We start from the raw sequence: 16,617 nt of genomic DNA on the forward strand, positions 1-16,617 counted from the left end.
CGGGCCCCGCTGCCCCTGGGACCTGTGGGGCCCTTGGGACTCGTGAGGCCGACGAGTGCGGCGCTCAGCAACATAGACATGTTGCGTGCGAGCTCGCAACTACCTGTGTGGAGATCCCTTTACCGTTTCGACACGATTGCGCGCCCGAAAGCACGTAATTCCGTGCGCGCAAGCACGCTAAAGTGAGGGTCCCGAAGGGTGGGGGAGTAAAAGGGAGAGCGGTACACATGAGCACTCAAGGGCTCGACGAGTTCGCGGGCTGGGTCGAGGGCCTGATGCGGGCGCGCGGCTACGACATCGACAGCCCCCGCGGCGGCGGGAAGTCCCGGATCGCCGACGAGGCCGGCGTCCATCGCGCGGCCGTGACCCGGCTGCTGCAGCGCCAGAGCATGCCCGACCTGGAGACCATGCGCAGGATCGCCCCGCTCCTCGGGGTCTCCGTCCGCGACATGCTCATCCGGTCCGGCCGGGTGACCCCGGAGGAGCTGCCGCTCGCGGCGGACCTGCTGCCGCCGGGCGACTGGCAGCCGACCATGGAGGACTTCGCGCGCTGGCTCGGCGTCCCCGACGAGCGGATGGACGTCTTCGTCAAGGTCGTCCACCAGTTCCTGGAGCCCGAGCCCGAGACCGGCGAGACCCGGCCCGCGGGCGAGGCCCGCCGCGCCGCCCAGGACTGAACCGGCCGGGTGCGGTCGCGGTCCCGCCCGCCGACCCCGACTCCGGCCGCACCCGCCGCCCGCGCCTCCTGCTCCGCCCGCGACCGCCGGGCGGCTCCGCGCGTGGGCATTTGTTTTGACCGGAGTCCATGCGATAGGTACGCTCAAGCCTTGTGCCTGGGGTGTGCCCGGAGTCGTGTGCGTGTCCTCAACCGCACTGGATCCGAGACCGGCCACCGCAATCAGCGCCCCTTTCCGCCCACGGCGGGGGTCCGCGCGATTCGACACACCCGACCGCGTGGGTCGGCGACGTTCCAGGTTAGTTGTACCGAACGGCACACAGAAACCGGAGAAGTAGTGCCTACGATCCAGCAGCTGGTCCGCAAGGGCCGGCAGGACAAGGTCGAGAAGAACAAGACGCCCGCACTCGAGGGTTCGCCTCAGCGCCGCGGCGTCTGCACGCGTGTGTTCACGACCACCCCGAAGAAGCCGAACTCGGCCCTCCGTAAGGTCGCGCGTGTGCGTCTGACCAGCGGCATCGAGGTCACGGCCTACATTCCGGGTGAGGGACACAACCTGCAGGAGCACTCCATCGTGCTCGTGCGTGGTGGCCGTGTGAAGGACCTGCCGGGTGTTCGTTACAAGATCATCCGCGGTTCGCTTGACACCCAGGGTGTCAAGAACCGCAAGCAGGCTCGCAGCCGCTACGGCGCCAAGAAGGAGAAGTAAGAATGCCTCGTAAGGGCCCCGCCCCGAAGCGCCCGGTCATCATCGACCCGGTCTACAACTCTCCTCTTGTCACCTCGCTGATCAACAAGATCCTGCTGGACGGCAAGCGCTCCACCGCCGAGCGCATCGTCTACGGCGCCATGGAAGGCCTCCGCGAGAAGACCGGTGCTGACCCGGTCGTCACGCTGAAGCGCGCGCTGGAGAACGTCAAGCCGTCCCTCGAGGTCAAGTCCCGCCGTGTCGGTGGCGCCACCTACCAGGTGCCGATCGAGGTCAAGCCCGGTCGCGCGTCCACCCTGGCGCTGCGCTGGCTGGTCGGCTACTCCCGCGCCCGTCGCGAGAAGACCATGACCGAGCGCCTCATGAACGAGCTCCTCGACGCCTCGAACGGCCTCGGTGCTTCGGTCAAGAAGCGCGAGGACACGCACAAGATGGCCGAGTCCAACAAGGCCTTCGCGCACTACCGCTGGTAGTCGCAACCCACATCGAGACCGAGAGAAGACTGAAGCCTTATGGCTACCACTTCGCTTGACCTGGCCAAGGTGCGCAACATCGGCATCATGGCCCACATCGACGCGGGCAAGACGACCACCACCGAGCGGATCCTGTTCTACACCGGTGTCTCGTACAAGATCGGTGAGGTCCACGACGGCGCTGCCACGATGGACTGGATGGAGCAGGAGCAGGAGCGCGGCATCACCATCACGTCCGCCGCGACGACCTGCCACTGGCCGCTCGAGGACGTCGATCACACGATCAACATCATCGACACGCCGGGTCACGTCGACTTCACCGTCGAGGTGGAGCGTTCGCTGCGCGTGCTCGACGGTGCTGTGACGGTGTTCGACGGCGTGGCCGGCGTCGAGCCGCAGTCCGAGACCGTCTGGCGTCAGGCGGACCGCTACGGCGTTCCGCGCATCTGCTTCGTCAACAAGCTCGACCGCACCGGTGCCGAGTTCTTCCGCTGCGTCAACATGATCGAGGAGCGCCTCGGCGCCGTCCCGATCGTGATGCAGCTCCCGATCGGTGCCGAGGCCGACTTCCAGGGCGTCGTCGACCTCGTCCGCATGAAGGCCCTCGTCTGGTCCGCCGAGGCCAGCAAGGGTGAGATGTACGACGTCGTCGACATCCCCGACACCCACACCGAGCTCGCCGAGGAGTACCGCGGCAAGCTGGTCGAGGTCGTCGCGGAGAACGACGACGCGATGATGGAACTCTTCCTCGAGGGCACCGAGCCCACCGAGGAGCAGCTGTACGAGGCCATCCGCCGCATCACGCTCAAGTCCGGCAACCCGGAGAACACCACGGTCACCCCGGTGTTCTGCGGCACCGCGTTCAAGAACAAGGGCGTCCAGCCCCTGCTCGACGCGGTCGTGCGCTACCTCCCCTCCCCGCTCGACATCGAGGCCATCGAGGGCCACGCGGTCGGCAACCCGGAGGAGGTCGTCAAGCGCAAGCCGTCCGACGAAGAGCCGCTGTCGGCGCTCGCGTTCAAGATCATGAGCGACCCGCACCTGGGCAAGCTCACCTTCGTCCGCGTGTACTCCGGCCGCCTCGAGTCCGGTTCCTCTGTCCTCAACTCCGTTAAGGGCAAGAAGGAGCGCATCGGCAAGATCTACCGCATGCACGCGAACAAGCGTGAGGAGATCGCGTCGGTGGGCGCCGGCGACATCATCGCCGTGATGGGTCTCAAGCAGACCACCACCGGTGAGACGCTCTGTGACGACAAGGCCCCGGTCATCCTGGAGTCCATGGACTTCCCGGCCCCGGTCATCCAGGTCGCCATCGAGCCGAAGTCCAAGGGCGACCAGGAGAAGCTGGGTGTCGCCATCCAGCGTCTCGCGGAGGAGGACCCCTCCTTCCAGGTCCACTCGGACGAGGAGACCGGCCAGACCATCATCGGCGGTATGGGCGAGCTGCACCTCGAGGTGCTGGTCGACCGCATGCGCCGTGAGTTCAAGGTCGAGGCCAACGTCGGCAAGCCGCAGGTGGCCTACCGCGAGACGATCCGCAAGGCCGTCGAGCGCGTGGACTACACGCACAAGAAGCAGACCGGTGGTACGGGTCAGTTCGCCAAGGTCCAGATCGGCATCGAGCCGATCGAGGGCGGCGAGGCCTCGTACGAGTTCGTGAACAAGGTCACCGGTGGCCGCATCCCGCGCGAGTACATCCCCTCGGTCGACGCGGGTGCGCAGGAGGCCATGCAGTTCGGCATCCTCGCCGGCTACGAGATGACCGGCGTCCGTGTGATCCTGCACGACGGTGCCTACCACGAGGTCGACTCCTCCGAGCTCGCCTTCAAGATCGCCGGCTCGCAGGCCTTCAAGGAGGCCGCGCGCAAGGCTTCGCCCGTGCTCCTCGAGCCGATGATGGCCGTCGAGGTCACCACGCCCGAGGACTACATGGGTGAGGTCGTCGGCGACATCAACTCCCGCCGTGGCCAGATCCAGGCCATGGAGGAGCGTCACGGTGCCCGCATCGTGAAGGGCCTCGTGCCCCTGTCGGAGATGTTCGGCTACGTCGGCGACCTCCGCAGCAAGACCTCGGGTCGCGCAAGCTACTCGATGCAGTTCGACTCCTACGCCGAGGTTCCGCGGAACGTCGCCGAGGAGATCATCGCGAAGGCCAAGGGCGAGTAACGCACCGCGTTCACACGCTTTAGGCTTGACACCGACCACCGGGGGTCGGACCCGACAAGGGAATGACCCCCGGCGGACGGCACCCCAGCAAAGATCACCTGGCGCCGATGAACCAAGGCGTACAGAACCACTCCACAGGAGGACCCCAGTGGCGAAGGCGAAGTTCGAGCGGACTAAGCCGCACGTCAACATCGGCACCATCGGTCACATCGACCACGGTAAGACGACCCTCACGGCCGCCATTACCAAGGTGCTGCACGACGCGTACCCGGACCTGAACGAGGCCTCGGCCTTCGACCAGATCGACAAGGCTCCCGAGGAGCGCCAGCGCGGTATCACGATCTCGATCGCGCACGTCGAGTACCAGACCGAGCAGCGTCACTACGCCCACGTCGACTGCCCGGGTCACGCGGACTACATCAAGAACATGATCACCGGTGCCGCGCAGATGGACGGCGCCATCCTCGTGGTCGCCGCCACCGACGGCCCGATGCCGCAGACCAAGGAGCACGTGCTCCTGGCCCGCCAGGTCGGCGTTCCGTACATCGTCGTCGCCCTGAACAAGGCCGACATGGTGGACGACGAGGAGATCCTGGAGCTCGTCGAGCTCGAGGTCCGTGAGCTCCTCACCGAGTACGAGTTCCCGGGCGACGACCTGCCGGTCGTCCGCGTCTCGGCGCTCAAGGCGCTCGAGGGCGACAAGGAGTGGGGCGAGAAGCTCCTCGGCCTCATGAAGGCCGTGGACGAGTCCATCCCGCAGCCCGAGCGTGACGTCGACAAGCCGTTCCTGATGCCGATCGAGGACGTCTTCACGATCACCGGTCGTGGCACCGTCGTCACCGGTCGTATCGAGCGTGGTGTCCTCAAGGTCAACGAGACCGTCGACATCATCGGCATCAAGACCGAGAAGACCACCACCACGGTCACCGGCATCGAGATGTTCCGCAAGCTGCTCGACGAGGGCCAGGCCGGTGAGAACGTCGGTCTGCTCCTCCGTGGCATCAAGCGCGAGGACGTCGAGCGCGGCCAGGTCATCATCAAGCCCGGTTCGGTCACGCCGCACACCGAGTTCGAGGCCCAGGCCTACATCCTGTCGAAGGACGAGGGTGGCCGTCACACCCCGTTCTTCAACAACTACCGCCCGCAGTTCTACTTCCGTACCACGGACGTGACCGGCGTCGTGACCCTCCCCGAGGGCACCGAGATGGTCATGCCGGGCGACAACACCTCCATGAGCGTCGCGCTGATCCAGCCCGTCGCCATGGAGGAGGGCCTCAAGTTCGCCATCCGTGAGGGTGGCCGGACCGTCGGCGCCGGCCAGGTCGTCAAGATCACCAAGTAATTCCACTTGGCTGATCCGGGCTGACCCGGTCGCCCTGACACAGGGCACCTAGCACGAAGCGAAGGGCCCGTACGACGCGAGTCGTACGGGCCCTTCGTCATGCCCGCCCGGCCCGCCCGGCCCGGCCGGGCGAGGTGGGGCGGGCTCAGCTCGCCGGATGGGCGTACGTGGTCGCGAGCAGCGCGTGGCGCGACACCCCGTCGCTGTGCACCAGGTGGCTGACGGACGACGGGATGAACCCGCCGAACAGCGTGCCGACGAGGCCGAGCGCCTGGATCCGCAGGCTCAGGTCGTACGTCACCATCGCGACCCGGCTCGCGCTGATCCGGTAGCCGTGCGCCCCGGCCCAGCTGTCCGAGCGGTCCAGGTCGGCGTAGAGCGCGACGATGCCGGCCGCGGTGGAGAACTCGCGCTGGACGCCGAGGTTCTCGAGCGGCCCGAGCTCGTCGAGACCGGCCAGCCGGAAGCTCTCCCCGCCGGCCACCCGGTAGAGCCCGGGCGCCAGGCCCTCGCTGCGGAAGGCGAAGACGAAGGCCTCCAGCGCACCGGCCTCGGCGTCGAGCCCCCAGTCCTCGCGGTCCCGGCCGAGCGCCTCGCGCACAAGCGACAGGATCGCGCCCGTACGGACCGGCTCCTGCCCGTAGTGCAGGGTGGAGCGGCGCCGCCGCAGCGTGCCCTCCAGGTCGTGGACCGGGATCGGGTCCGCGTCCGCCGGCTCCTCCGGCACGGGTACGGGCACCGCGTCCGGGAACGGCACCGGCCGGCGCTCCGCCGCCCGCCCGTCCGAGGTGCTCGTACGCGTGCCGAAGCCGTCGAGCACGGCCGTCATCGATGTCAGGTCGCTCCTCATGCCGTGCCTCCCAGCGTGGCGGTGGCGGCGATCGGCTCGTCGGCGGTGTCGATGCCGAGGGCCGTCGCCAGCGCGGTGTCGTCCCAGTCGGTGTGCGGCGCGAAGCCCAGGCCGAGGTGCTGTGCGACCTCGCGGGCGGCGGCCAGGTTGCAGCCGGCGTCCAGGAAGACCAGCCGGAAGCCGAACGTGCCGTACTTGGTCATGACCTTCTTGAGATCGCCGGTGATGATCAGCTCGCAGGGCGCGTCCCCCGGCGGCACCTCGCCGGACACTGCCGCCAGGGTGTGGTCCGCCTGGGCGTACGCGTAGATGCCTGGCGGCAGGATCTGCTTGTCGCGCACCACGACGTACGCGCTGCTGGTGCCGATGTTCCCGGACGCCGCGGTCCAGCGCCTGACGCGCTCGGGCGTGCTCTCGGCGTCGTTGACACCGAAGGCGATCTTCAGGACCAGGCCCAGGGCGTCCAGGGTGAGCGGTACGGGCCCGAGGGCCGGGTCGTGGCGCCCGGACGCGGCGAGCGCGGACAGCTCGGGCTCGGGCAGCGCGGTGTGCGGGCGGCTCGGCCAGTCCTTGAAGCGGGACTGCAGCCGCACATTGCCCGCGTAGTAGTGCGCCTGGTGGTCCTTGGGGGACAGGAACGCGCGGGGCGGCATCGCGACCGAGGCCTCGTAGACCGCCCCCGCCGGGGCCTGCGGGGCGACCGGGCCCCGGGTGGAGGAGCACCGCGGACACCCCGGGCGGACGGCCGACGGCCGGTACTCGGTGCGCAGGGTCGCCAGGTCGATCACACTGCGGTCGGCCGGCAGATGCGAGATCGTGGCCCGTGCGACCAGGGCCGTCACATGGTGCGAGGCCAGACCGGCGACCAGGTCCCGCAGATGCGCGGGCACGTCGCCGGACAGCTCCGCCTCGCCGTGGGCGCCGCAGTCCAGGCACGGGGTGAGGGCGAGATCGACGTACGGCCCGATGACGACGGTCCCGACGTCGGCGCGGATGCGCAGCAGCGGGCGCCCGCGCTCCCGGCACCGCTTCTCGACGGTGGCGAGGTCCGCCGCCGACCGGACGGTCTCGAAGAAGACGGTGAGTTCGGGGGAGGAGGGCTCGGCGCCCGGCGTCGCGCCCGGCGTCGTGTCGGCGCCCGTCACCACCCGGCACACGTCCCGCAGCGCCCGCTCGGCGGCCTCGACCAAGGCCGGGTCGCCGGTCAGCCGTACCGTGTGGGCGGTCAGCCGTGTGACGGCGTCCGTCCAGGACGGGTTCGCGCCGGTGGCGTTGCCGAGGCGGGAGAGGAAGACGGCCCACTCGGGGGCCACGTCCGGCTCCGCGCCGGGCGGCGCCTCCTCGATCGCGCCCGCCGTCCACAGCAGGGCCAGGGACTTGTAGACCGTGGACTCGGCGAGGCCGAGTTCACGCGCCAGATCCGCGTGCCCGCGGGTGCCGTCGCACGCGCCGGCCAGCGGGATGAGGCTGTCCCGGGCGAACGCGCCCGAGAACGCCTGGGCCCGCTCCGCCCCGTCGAGGACGACCGCGTCCCCGGAGCGGCGCAGCCGCACCCCACGGCGCAGCGCGGGCCGGACCGGCACCGTCAGCTGCATGTCCGTGCGTGCGGCCCGGCCGATCTGCTCGGCCTTCATCTCGGCAACCATGATCGGTCTCCCCTCAGCGCAGCAGTTCCGGGAACGGCACCGAGCCGGTGGCCCGGTCCTCGGCGAACCGGTCGCCGCACCGAGGGCACCGGTTCACCGCCACCGTCGCCGCGGCCGACACGGCTCCGGTGACGAGGCTGAACGTGCGGACGGTGCCGCCGACGCCGGTCGCCTCCGCCGCGATCTCGGCCAGGGCGAGGTCGAGCAGCCCGGAGGCGACAGCCACGTGCTGCGGCCCGAAGCCCTCCAGCAGGCCGGAGAGCGCCGCGTCCAGGTCGTACGGATGCGCTGTGCCCGCGTGCTGCGCGGCCCGCTTCCGCTGGCACGCGTGACAGGCGGTCCGGCCCGGCACGACGGCCGGCCCGCAGACGAGCTTCGTCGGCAGCAACTGGACTCCCGCCGAGGGCGTGCCCCGTTCCGCGCAGATCCGGTCCACCTCGTCGCGCAGCTCGGGGGCCGCGCCGGAGTGCACCGGGACGACCACGTCCGCGCGCGGTGCCGGGCCGGCCAGGAAGTCCTCGAAGGACATCCGCAGCTCCGGAGCGACACCGCGGTGCTCCGTGAGCCGTTCGCCGAAGGTGTCGCGTACGAGGTAGAGGCACTCGGGACGCGGGGTGGGCGACATGCTGTTCTGCTCCTTCTTCTGCTCGTGCCCGCTCGGGCTCCGGCTCAGGTTCCGGGTCCGGGCCTGGCTCAGGTTCCGGGCCGGGTCCGGGCCCGGCCCGGGCTCATGCGAACGGCTGGCGCTCGGGGTTGACGTCCGCCTCGGGGTGGCTCGGGTGCCCCATCGCCCGGGGCGCCTCGTAGAGCCGCGGGGTGCCGAGGAAGCGCTCGCGGTGCACGAACGACACCGGCATCGCCTCGGGGACCAGCACCTTCACCGCCCGCATGCCCACCTGGCGCGCTTCGTCCGTGGTGATGTCGGCGACGAGCACCTCGGCGCCGCGCTCGGCGAGCCGGGAGACGACGGTGTCGAGCGGGTCCGCGCCGTCGGGCAGGCCCGGCAGGCCCTCGATGCCGTACGAGGCGCGCTCGCCCGCCAGGAGGAAGTCGAAGACGGGGCGCCGTTCGGGCGTCCCGTTGAACACGGCGCCGCCGACCACGCTCACCTCGGCGTCCTCGGGAGTCCGGCCCTCGTATGCCGCCAGATATCCGCGCAGCGCCACCCGCAGCGAGGTCAGTTCGCGGTAGATCTTGCCCAGTGCCTGCTCCGGGCGTACGTCGCAGGTGGCGGCGACGACCTGGGCGAGCTGCGGATCGGCGTCGGCGAGCTGCACCGCGTACAGCACGGGGACGCCGAAGTCGGTGGTCGCGTCGAAGATCCGTACGCGTAGATCGGTCGAGGTCCCGACCCGGTGGAGCTCGCGAGTGCCGGCGTCGAGCCGGGCGGGGTCCACGACGAGTTCGGGCAGGCGCAGCCGCTGCAGCCAGGTCAGTGCGATGGAGTCCCGCTCGATGACCTCCTGCAGCCCGCCGAGCACGGCGGCGCGTACGTCGGAGTGGACGGCGGCGCCGGTGGTGATGCCGCGCACGAACTTCTCGGACTCCGAGAAGTAGGGCATGTGCAGATGGACGGCGATCGCGGGTACGAGTATCGGCACCTGCCGGGTGAGCGACCAGGCGCGCGTCCAGCGGATGGGCACGGCGGGGTCGTACGCGGCGAGCCGGCAGTCGTCCATGGCCAGTTCGGCGGGCGAGCAGCGGGGCCACCGGGAGGGTGAGGCGAATTCCTCGTCACCCCGGGCGAGTTCGTCCTCGGAGGCGACGAGGAGTTCGTCGTCGTTCCACGCGCAGGTGGAGTAGCGCTCCAGGGCCTCCGCGATCGCGAGCAGCCTGGCGCGCTCGGCAGTGAGGCCGGTGCCGGCGCCGTCGGAGTTGCCGGTGTCGCTGTCGTGGGCCCAGGTCCGCAGGTTGGGCAGGGCGCGGGACGGTACGCCGAGGTGGGCGAGCTGGACGGCGAAGGGCGGTTCGCCCTCGCGCACCGGCAGCGGCGCCGTGCGGGAGACGAGCCCGTACGGCGAGACCAGGTCTTCGAGACGGCGCAGCTCGGCGGGGATCCGCTCCTGAGGGCCGGGGGGCTGGGTGTGCATGGGCATGGGCCTTCTCTCTACGGGGGCCGTCGGGTCACTCGACGGCTGCGGAGGGGACCGCCGCCATGGCCTTGGCCAGGCCGTCGAGTTCGTCCTGGAGCTCCTTCACCGACCGGCCGGCGACCTCTTCGCTCGCCCGCGCGACGACGTAGCAGTAGACGTACCTTTCGGCCAGGCTGAGACCGAGGGTGTGCAGGCTGCTGTAGAGCAGGCTGGTGAGCAGCCGGAAGGCCAGGAAATCGGCGTCGCGGTGCATCAGCCGGTCCAGCTCCGGAATGGGCGGCGTATGGAATCGGGTGGGCTCGACCGGCCCGCCGCGCCTGCGTTCCAGGTCCGCGAGGGTTTCTCCCGCGTTGACGAGGGCGCCGCTCAGAAAGCGGTCGGCCAGGTGGCCGGATTCGGTCGTGACGAGCTCCGTCCATTGGCGGAGCGGGGTACGCTCGCCCGGATCGCCGGTCACGTCACCGGTCGGGTCGCCGCAGGCCCTGATGAAATCCCGTACGGCCGGGCCGGCCTGTTCGTAGAAACGGGCGCAGGCGGCCTCGAATGATTCCGGGTTCTTCGTGCGGAGATACACGGCCTCGAAATGAGAGCGATAGCTCAGGAGGCGTAGCGCGAGCAAGTCGCGGAATTCATATCCGTCAAGTCCACGCTGCGGTGAGTTCAGTAGAGTCGCGCGCGAATGCGTGGCCATGAGGCGTAGTACGTCAAGTGCGGCGGAAAGCTGATCGCCGCCTTCCGCGGACCGTTCGAGCAATCCTATGAGGGTCGGTGCGGCGCGCTGGAAGAGGCGCTGTGAGGACTCTGTGAATCCGCTTCCGGCGAATCCCGCGTTCCACAGGGGTGAGGGCGCCGTGTCCCTCGGCCTGATCTCGACCCGTGCCTCGCACCCCTGACGGTTGGCTAGTTCCAGCAGGTCATCACGGGTTCTGGCTGGATCCGGCAGCTCGTCGATGCTGATCTGAAGGGTCTCCGAGCCGGTCGCCCCGTCCCAGGTCCGGACGAAGTAGTAGGGGCCGTGACCGCTGGTCCGCGCGGGCGCGAACAATGCGCGAAGGAGTGGCGTGAATGTGTCGGTGTATTTCGAGCCATCGGGCTGCGGGATGGTGGCGAAAAGGTGCACGTATGAGCCCCCCAATGGCGAGCCGGCGCCGGTCGAGTCGTCACATGATCTTGGATCGACCGTAACTCCGGACGTCAAGGGAAGGGCTTGGAATGGTGTGTGATCCATGTCACTCGAAGCCTCCTTGCTCAAGATTTATTTTGCGGGTTACGTTCGAATGGCACTGATCGAAAGGGGGTGTTTCACAATGGAGCAGCAGATCGAGCTGGACGTCATCGAGATCTCGGATCTCATCGCCGGTGCTGGTGAGAACGAGGACCTCGCGCAGGTGATGGCGGCCTCGTGCACGACCACCAGCGTTTCGACGTCTTCGTCGTCGTCCTCGTCCTGACCAGACGCGGAAACTGTTGAGCCGTCGCCGAGGTGCACCTCGGCGGCGGCCCATTCTTTTATGTGTGCTGTGCGCGCACATCTCTATGTGATTCAAATCTGTACGAAAAGCCGGGCCGGTCCGTGCGGCGAGGTTGGGGGATTCCCTTGGATGTGTCCATCAGTCCGTACGTCGTCTACCGGCGCAGCCGGCTGCCGCTGAGCGAGCTGGACGGGACGGCGTTCACCGCCACCTGGTCGCGCGTCGATGAACTCCGGGCCCTGCGCGCGCAGTTGGTCGAGCGGGCCGCCGGCCTCGCCGACCGCCTCGGTGAGCTCGTACCCGCCGCCGACGACGACAGCCGCGCCCCGCTGATCCGGCTGCGGCGCGACGTGCACAATCTCCGCCACGACCGGGCGGCGACCGCGCTCGACGCTCTTCGCCCCGGCCCGGCCCTCGCACGGGCGGGCACCCTCGCCGACGAGATCGCGGACTGGTGCGCGCTCGGCCGCCGTACCGAGGAGGCCGAACGCGCCGCCGCCGCGGCGCTCGACGCCGACCGGGCGCGGGCCGCCGACGGCTTCCGCGCGCTCTTCGAGCACGACGCGATGAACCGCAGCATCCAGCTCTCCGGCGACCGGCTCTACCGCGGCCTGCGCGACTTCGTCCTGGGCGAGGACCCGGCCGCGCTCAAGCCCAGCAAGGCCCGGCTGCGGGAGTCGTCCCTGGTCAACTTCGCCTACCGGGCGAGTCTGAAGCCGTCCCCGTTCGGGCGGTTCGCCGAGATCGGCGCGTTCCCGCCGGACGCCCACGAGGCCCCGGACGCCCCTGTCCCGGCGGGCGGCGCGGACGCGACCTCGGTCACGACGCTCAACCGCCTCCTCGTGAACTGGGTGCTCGCCGCGATCCCGCGCCTCCCCGGCGGCCTGGAATCCGGCCACCTGGTGCTCAACTCGACCCTGCGGGCCGGTCCCGACTCCGTCGAGTACGCCGGTGTCGCCCCCGGCTCCCGCGAGGAGGGCAGGATCGCCACCGAGACGGTCCTGCGGGTCCGCCGCGAGGCGATCTTCAGCGCGCTGCTCGCCGTGCTGCCCGAGGGCTCCGCCCCGGCGGCCGGTGTCCTGGCCGCGCTCACCGCCGTCACCGGCGACGACGCCACCAGCCGCAAGGTCGTCCAGGGCCTGCTCCGGGCCGGTGTCCTCTTCTTCCGCCCGCACATCGACGACCACGACCCCGCCTACTCGGGGAAGCTGGCGCGGGCACTCGCCGCCGCCGGCACCCCGGAGATGACGGCACTGCACGGTCACTTCGCCGAACTCCTGCGCCTGGAGACCGACTTCGCCGATGCTCCGGCCGAGTACCGCCAGACCCTCCTCGACGCCGCCTACCGGGCGATCGGCGGGATCGCCGAGCTGTGCAAGGTGTCCCCGCCCCCGGAGGACGTCCTGAAGTCACCGGTCTTCGAGGACACCCCCGCCCCCACCACCGCCCCGCCCCGCTCGTGGAGCCTGCCGACCGTCGAGCGCGCCCTTCCGGCCCTGACTGGCCTCTGGCAGCTCGCCTCGATGCTCGACAACGGGCAGGTGAAGCGGCTCGGCCTGCACGCCTTCGCCACCCGGGTGCTCGGGGACCGCACGTCCATGCCGTTCCTCGAGTTCTTCCGCGCGTTCTCGGCGCTGAGCGATCAGGAACAGGCCGACGTCTTCATGGGCCGCGGAGTGGAGACCGCTGGGCGGTACCTCGCACAGCGCTCCGGGGCCCTGCGCGCGATCCGGGACCGGCTCGTGCCCGAGGACGGCGCCCTCCACCTCGACCCCGCCGACATCGAGCGGGCCTGCGCCGGGGTGGAGGACCTCCTGGACACCGAGTCGGTGACCTTCCGGGCCCAGTTCGCCCGCAGCGTGCTGCCCGGCCACGACCGCACCCTCGTGGTGAACGGCCTGCTCACCGGTTACGGCGTCTACTTCTCGCGGTTCGGCTCGTTCGTCGCGGGCAGCGCCGACTGGTCCCTGCCGGCCGCGCAGCGCGCGCATCTCGCCCGCCGCTTCGCCGGCCAGGTCGACCTCAACTCCGTCCTCGGCTTCAACTTCAATCTGCACCCGCCCGTCACCCGCCGGGTCGTCGACTACCCCGGCGCGGTGTCGCTCGGCGCCGACCGCACGGTGTACGCGCTCGGCCGCCTGGAGGTCCGCGCCGAGCCCGGCACCCGGGCGCTGCGCCTGTGGGACCCGGAGGCGGGCGAGACCCTCGACCTCGTCCCCATGAACTTCATGACCCCGGTCGGCGTCCCCCTCCTCTACCGGTTGCTCGAAGCGCTGTCCCCGTCCAACCGCTATCTGTGGAAGCCGCTCGACGACATCCAGGCCGACATCCGTGCCGCCGGCGGCCCCGCGGAGCACGGCGGCCCCGCGGCCCCCCGGCTCGTCGTCGGCGACGTGGTGGCGGAGCGCCGCAGCTGGGAGGTGGCCGCCGCCGGCATCCCCATGCTCCAGGACCTGAGCCGGGACTCGTACGAGGCGCTCCTCGCCTTCGACGCCTGGCGCCGGGACCGCGGACTGCCCCGGCACGCCTTCGTGCTGTGCCAGACCCAGGAGGAGCGGGACGTGATGGCCGGCCGCAGCCGGAAGGTGACGCGCGAGTGGGCGGACTACGCGCATCTGCGGCGGGCCAGCGTCCACAAGCCGATGTACGTCGACTTCCGGAACCCCTATCTGGTCCGGAGCTTCGCCAAGTCCGCGCTGTCGCGCGGCGATGTGCTCGTGTCGATCCGCGAGTGCCTTCCTTCGGTGGACGACTACGGTCCGGACACGGGCTGGACCGCGGCAGAGGAGTTCTTCGTTGAGCTTTGCACGGACAAGTAGCGGACCAGGCACGGGCACGGGGACGGGGCCGGCCGCGGAGACGGGTACGGGTACGGGACCGGGACCGGGCGCCGGCACGGCGCAGTGGCGGGCGGTGCACGTGTACCTCCCGCACTCCCTCCACACCCCCTTCCTCTGCGACACGGTCGGCCCGCTGCTCCGCGCCGAGGGCCTGTGGGACCACTTCTTCTTCCTCCGCTACTGGCAGGGCGGCCCCCATCTGCGCCTCCGGATGCGGTGCGGCCCGGGCGCCGGATCGCCGGAGGCGGCGGAACGGGTGACCGAGGGCCTGGCCCGCGCCCTGCCCGAGTTCACCGCCGAGGCCGAGGAGGAGTACGCGCTCGGCCTGACCCTCCAGGACGAGCTCGCCCGCCTGGAGAAGGAGACCTCCCGGGCCGGCCGGCCGCTCGGCAGCATCGACCGGGTCCCGTACGAGCCGGAGTTCCGCAAGTACGGCGGACCGGAGGGGGTGCGGATCGCCGAGCAGGTGTTCCGCCGCTCGTCCGTCGCGGTCCTCGACCTGCTCGCCGGGCAGCCCCGCGAGTGGGTCGCGCGCCGCCGGGCCCCGATCGGCGAGGCCGCCAGGATCATGGCGATGTCGCTGCACGGGGCCGGTTACGGCCGGGAGGCGGCCGTGCGGTTCCTGCGGGAGTACGAGGAGTGGTGGAGCGCGTACGCGCCGGAGCAGATGCGGAACGCCTGGCCGCGCCTGTACGACGGAGTCTCCGCGCAGCTCACGCACCTCTGCGCCGGGATATGGCGCGACGGCGCCCCGGGCGGCGCCGCTCCGGACGACGGCACCTCGGACGTCGGCGCCCCGGACGACGTGTTCCACGCGATCAGCGCCGAGGCCACTGCCGCCGCCCGGGCCGTGTGCGGCGCCGCGCCCGTCTCCGACGCCCGGGAACTGCTCCTCGACGGCACGCCGTACCCCGGCTGCCTGTCGAACTACATCCACACGGCCAACAACCGCCTCGGCCTGGTCCCGGCGGCCGAGGGGCTGGTGGCGTATCTGCTCCGCAGGGCCCTCGACGTGGCGTAAGGGCCTCACCGCGGAGCGTCTCAGCAGGTCACCGGCAGCCGGTGCAGCCCGTACACCCCCATCGGGTCCTTGAACGGCAGCTCCCCGACGGGCACGGCGAGCTTCAGTCCGGGCACTCGCGCGAGCAGGGCGTTGAACACGACCTCCAGCTCCAGCTTCGCGAGGTGCTGCCCGATGCACTGGTGGATGCCGTGCCCGAAGGCCAGATGGTGCTTGCCGCCCCGTGTGAAGTCGAGGCGCTCCGGCTCGGCGAACACCGCCTCGTCGTGGTTGCCGGAGGCGCTGAGCCCGATGACGCCCTCACCCGCCCGGATCCGTACCCCGCCGATCTCCAGGTCGGCGGTGGCCACCCGGGACGTCACCTGGTCGGCGATGCTGAAGAAGCGCAGCAGCTCGTCGACGGCCTGCGGCGCGAGCGCGGGGTCGGCCTTGAGCAGGGCCGCCTGGTCGGGGTGTTCGAGGAGGCCGACGACGCCGAGGGAGATCATGTTCGCCGTGGTCTCGAAGCCGCCGACCAGCAGGACGTTCGCCATCCCGACCAGCTGCGCGTGGTCGAAGGTGCCGGTCTCCCGGTTCTTCTCCACGAGCCGGCCGAGCAGGTTGTCGCCCGGCTCGGCCTCCTGCGCGGTGACGAGCCGGTCGAAGTAGGCGTGCAGCTCCTGGTGCGCCGCGCCGCGCTCCTGCGGATCGGCGTCCACCGAGACGATCTTCCGGGTGCGGTCCTGGAAGAAGCCGTGGTCGGCGTACGGCACCCCGAGCAGCTCACAGATCACCAGGGACGGCACCGGGAGGGCGAGTGCCTCGACCAGATCCACCGGCCCGTCCTGGGGGTCCCGGGCGAGCAGGTCGTCGATGCACCGGTCCACGATCTCCTCGATGCGTGGCCGCAGCAGGTTCACCCGCTTCACGGTGAACTCCGCCATCACGGACCTGCGCTGGGCCGTGTGCACCGGCGGGTCCATGGCGAGCATCACCGGGCGCATCTGCTCCATGACCTCCGCGGGCACGTCGAAGTGCAGCGGATATCCGGGATGGGCCAGGTTCGAGCTCACCTCGGGCGAGGCGAGCAGCCGGCGTATGTGCTCGTGCCGGGTGAGCAGCCAGGCGGTCCGGCCGGAGGCGAGGGTCACCCGGGAGACGGGCCGCTCCGCGCGCAGCACGGCGTACTCCCGCGGCGGGCTGAGCGGACAGGTCCGGGGATGGGGAAAGGTGCTTTCCAGGGGCTCGGTCACGGCGTCTCCACGGAAGCGTCAAAGGAATCGATTACCCGTCCATCCAAGCGGATTCGGCGCGAGATTCAGTCCGCGCGCGTTCTTTCCGGACATGAAT

14 protein-coding genes are annotated in these 16,617 nt (G+C 70.4%); 8 read left to right on the forward strand and 6 right to left on the reverse strand.

What is annotated here, in order from left to right; genetic code table 11:
* The first annotated feature begins 227 nt into the window (after positions 1 to 227).
* The 5 genes from KV205_RS11305 (at position 228) to tuf (ending at position 5,366) form a co-directional block, all read left to right on the forward strand.
* Entirely contained in the window at positions 228 to 677 is a 450-nt protein-coding gene (locus tag KV205_RS11305) for a helix-turn-helix transcriptional regulator (protein WP_265864020.1), read from the forward strand.
* A gap of 336 nt (positions 678 to 1,013) precedes the next feature.
* Complete coding sequence (gene rpsL / locus KV205_RS11310; protein ID WP_003948652.1) at positions 1,014 to 1,385, forward strand: 30S ribosomal protein S12; 372 nt, start codon at positions 1,014 to 1,016, stop codon at positions 1,383 to 1,385.
* Between the two features lie 2 nt (positions 1,386 to 1,387).
* Complete coding sequence (gene rpsG, locus KV205_RS11315) at positions 1,388 to 1,858, forward strand: 30S ribosomal protein S7 (RefSeq protein ID WP_128985143.1); 471 nt, start codon at positions 1,388 to 1,390, stop codon at positions 1,856 to 1,858.
* Between the two features lie 39 nt (positions 1,859 to 1,897).
* Complete coding sequence (fusA, locus tag KV205_RS11320) at positions 1,898 to 4,024, forward strand: elongation factor G (protein ID WP_265864021.1); 2,127 nt, start codon at positions 1,898 to 1,900, stop codon at positions 4,022 to 4,024.
* A gap of 148 nt (positions 4,025 to 4,172) precedes the next feature.
* Positions 4,173 to 5,366 carry an elongation factor Tu gene (tuf, locus tag KV205_RS11325; protein ID WP_265864022.1) on the forward strand — a complete coding sequence of 398 codons (1,194 nt, stop codon included), beginning with the start codon at positions 4,173 to 4,175 and terminating at the stop codon, positions 5,364 to 5,366.
* A gap of 145 nt (positions 5,367 to 5,511) precedes the next feature.
* On the opposite strand, the gene KV205_RS11330 is transcribed toward tuf, so the two are convergent.
* The 5 genes from KV205_RS11330 to KV205_RS11350 all read right to left on the reverse strand — a co-directional run bounded on the left by KV205_RS11330 (position 5,512) and on the right by KV205_RS11350 (position 11,075).
* Positions 5,512 to 6,216: a tpaF gene (locus tag KV205_RS11330; RefSeq protein WP_265864024.1), complete on the reverse strand. Its 705-nt coding sequence runs from the start codon at positions 6,214 to 6,216 to the stop codon at positions 5,512 to 5,514.
* A complete protein-coding gene (locus KV205_RS11335) occupies positions 6,213 to 7,862 on the reverse strand; it encodes a tpaE (RefSeq protein ID WP_265864025.1) in 1,650 nt (549 codons plus the stop codon). The genes KV205_RS11330 and KV205_RS11335 overlap by 4 nt, the downstream gene beginning before the upstream one ends.
* 13 nt (positions 7,863 to 7,875) lie before the next feature.
* Positions 7,876 to 8,487 (reverse strand): cyclodehydratase, encoded by a 612-nt coding sequence (locus tag KV205_RS11340; protein WP_265864026.1) that lies wholly within the window; start codon positions 8,485 to 8,487, stop codon positions 7,876 to 7,878.
* Between the two features lie 103 nt (positions 8,488 to 8,590).
* A complete protein-coding gene (locus tag KV205_RS11345; RefSeq protein ID WP_265864027.1) occupies positions 8,591 to 9,952 on the reverse strand; it encodes a YcaO-like family protein in 1,362 nt (453 codons plus the stop codon).
* A gap of 34 nt (positions 9,953 to 9,986) precedes the next feature.
* Entirely contained in the window at positions 9,987 to 11,075 is a 1,089-nt protein-coding gene (locus tag KV205_RS11350) for a hypothetical protein (protein ID WP_265864028.1), read from the reverse strand.
* Between the two features lie 187 nt (positions 11,076 to 11,262).
* Here KV205_RS11350 and KV205_RS11355 point away from each other — a divergent pair, with 187 nt between their 5' ends.
* The 3 genes from KV205_RS11355 to KV205_RS11365 all read left to right on the forward strand — a co-directional run bounded on the left by KV205_RS11355 (position 11,263) and on the right by KV205_RS11365 (position 15,288).
* On the forward strand, positions 11,263 to 11,406 hold the full coding sequence (locus KV205_RS11355) for a thiocillin/thiostrepton family thiazolyl peptide (protein WP_265864029.1): 144 nt from the start codon (positions 11,263 to 11,265) through the stop codon (positions 11,404 to 11,406).
* A 152-nt stretch (positions 11,407 to 11,558) separates the two neighbouring features.
* Entirely contained in the window at positions 11,559 to 14,246 is a 2,688-nt protein-coding gene (locus KV205_RS11360; protein ID WP_265864030.1) for a lantibiotic dehydratase, read from the forward strand.
* A gap of 94 nt (positions 14,247 to 14,340) precedes the next feature.
* On the forward strand, positions 14,341 to 15,288 hold the full coding sequence (locus KV205_RS11365; protein WP_265864031.1) for a lantibiotic dehydratase C-terminal domain-containing protein: 948 nt from the start codon (positions 14,341 to 14,343) through the stop codon (positions 15,286 to 15,288).
* A gap of 20 nt (positions 15,289 to 15,308) precedes the next feature.
* On the opposite strand, the gene KV205_RS11370 is transcribed toward KV205_RS11365, so the two are convergent.
* Complete coding sequence (locus KV205_RS11370) at positions 15,309 to 16,520, reverse strand: cytochrome P450 (protein ID WP_265864032.1); 1,212 nt, start codon at positions 16,518 to 16,520, stop codon at positions 15,309 to 15,311.
* Between the last annotated feature and the right edge of the window lie 97 nt (positions 16,521 to 16,617).

The organism is Streptomyces sp. SKN60 (assembly GCF_026236535.1).
Classification (GTDB): domain Bacteria; phylum Actinomycetota; class Actinomycetes; order Streptomycetales; family Streptomycetaceae; genus Streptomyces.